Annotated in this window: 1 pseudogene; it reads left to right on the top strand. The window is 41.8% G+C overall.

The window, feature by feature from the left end:
• Nucleotides 1-66 precede the first annotated feature (66 nt).
• Nucleotides 67-481, top strand: a pseudogene (locus tag A3766_RS26305) (flagellar motor protein PomA); the annotation flags it as partial.

Below are 481 nucleotides of genomic sequence, written 5' to 3' on the forward strand. Positions count from 1 at the left end.
TATTCAGCGTGACTACAATGAATTGTCAACAATGCGGCCAAATCTTGGCACATAGGTTTTGATTTTATGGATTTAGCGACCCTCATAGGTCTGATTTTTGGCTTTGTCATCGTCATTGGCGCGATTTTAATTGAATCCAGCATTATGGATTTCGTTAACGTGCCGGGGCTCGTTATTGTTGTCGTGGGTACGATAGCCATAACCCTGGTTAAATATCGCCTGACGTCAGTGGCCACTTCTTTCAAACTTGCCTTTTCAACTGTTTTTCTTGAACGTACTGAAAACCCGGTTATGTTGATTGAGAAGGTTCGGGAACTTTCGGGTATTGTTCGAAAAGAAGGGATTCTTGGCTTAGAAAATGCTGAAATTGAAGATGAGTTTTTGGCAAAGGGGATAGCCTTGTGTATAGATGGCCACCCTTCCGAGTTTATCGAAGAGCTATTGATTCAAGAGCTAGAACAGTCTATTGAGCGATATGATA

This window comes from Oleiphilus sp. HI0132, assembly GCF_001635845.1.